The organism is Actinomyces urogenitalis DSM 15434 (assembly GCF_000159035.1).
GTDB lineage: Bacteria > Actinomycetota > Actinomycetes > Actinomycetales > Actinomycetaceae > Actinomyces > Actinomyces urogenitalis.
Window position 1 is genome coordinate 1 of the sequence record NZ_DS999587.1, and the last position, 1426, is coordinate 1426.

General features: G+C 69.6%; 1 protein-coding gene. It reads left to right on the forward strand.

What is annotated here, in order from left to right; genetic code table 11:
- The first annotated feature begins 112 nt into the window (after positions 1 to 112).
- Entirely contained in the window at positions 113 to 1420 is a 1308-nt protein-coding gene (locus HMPREF0058_RS11340) for an ISL3 family transposase (RefSeq protein ID WP_006549936.1), read from the forward strand.
- Positions 1421 to 1426 lie beyond the last annotated feature (6 nt).

Genomic DNA, 1426 nt, shown 5'->3' on the forward strand with positions numbered 1-1426 from the left:
GGCTCTTCACGAACGAGGGTGTAGTCGGTTGAGCGCGTCGGTGGCCGGGTAGGGGTCGAGGTCTCCCGGATGATGGAAGTTCTTCACGCTCGCCATCCCGAAAGACCTCGACGTGCTCCACCCTACTTTCGCGACCCCTGACCTGACCACGTTCTGCCGCCTCGACGAGCTCGGCCTCGTCGCCGTCGGCCAGCTGATCGAGCCGGATCGGGCCACGATCGAATGCCACGTCGTCGAGGACGACCCGTGGTGTCGGAAGTGCGGTGTCGAGGGCGTGCCGCGGGACACGGTCACGCGTCGACTGGCGCACGAGCCGTTCGGGCACCGGCCGACGACCCTGCTGGTGCGGGTGCGCCGGTACCGGTGCGGACACTGCCGGCGCACGTGGCGGCAGGACATGACGCGGGCAGCGGCGCCGCGTGCGAAGATCTCCCGCGGCGGCCTGGAGTGGGCGCTGCGGGGCATCGTCATCGACCACCTCACCGTCACCCGCGTCGCCGCAGGTCTCGGGGTGTCCTGGAGTGCCGCGAACGCCGCCGTCCTCGCGGAAGGCAAGCGGCGCCTGATCGACGACCCCGCCCGGTTCGACGGGGTCACCACGATCGGTGTCGACGAGCACGTCTGGCGACACACGAGGCTGGGCGACAAGTACGTCACCGTGATCATCGACCTCACGCCCGCGAGGAACAAGACCGGGCCGGCGAGGCTGCTGGACATGGTCGAGGGCCGCTCCAAGGTGGTGTTCAAGCAGTGGCTCGCCGCCCGCCCTGCGGACTGGGCGAAGCGGATCGAGGTGGTCGCGATGGACGGCTTCGCCGGGTTCAAGACCGCTGCCGCCGAGGAACTCCCCGACGCCGTCCCCGTCATGGACCCGTTCCACGTGGTCCGCCTCGCCGGCGACGCGCTGGATGTCTGCCGGCGTCGGGTCCAGCAAGACACCACCGGGCACCGCGGGCTCAAGGGCGACCCGCTCTACAAAGCCCGCCGCACCCTGCACACCGGGGCGAGCCTGCTCACCGACCGGCAGCGGGCACGCCTGGACGCAGTGTTCGCGAGCGAGGAGCACGTCGAGGTCGAGGCGACCTGGGGCATCTACCAGCGCATCGTCGCGGTCTACCGGGAGCCCGACAAGAAGAAAGCGAAAGCGATGATGCAGGAGGTGATCGCTGCGATCAGCAGCGGCGTTCCCGCGGCGCTCGTCGAGGTCCGCAAGCTCGGCCGGACCATGAAGCAGCGGGCGGGCGACATCCTCGCATTCTTCGACCGCCCCGGCACCAGCAACGGCCCCACCGAGGCCATCAACGGGCGACTCGAACACCTCCGCGGCTCCGCCCTCGGCTTCCGCAACCTCACCCACTACATCGCTCGGTCGCTGCTCGAAGCCGGAGGGTTTAGACCCGCGCTACACCCTCGTTCGTGAAGAGCC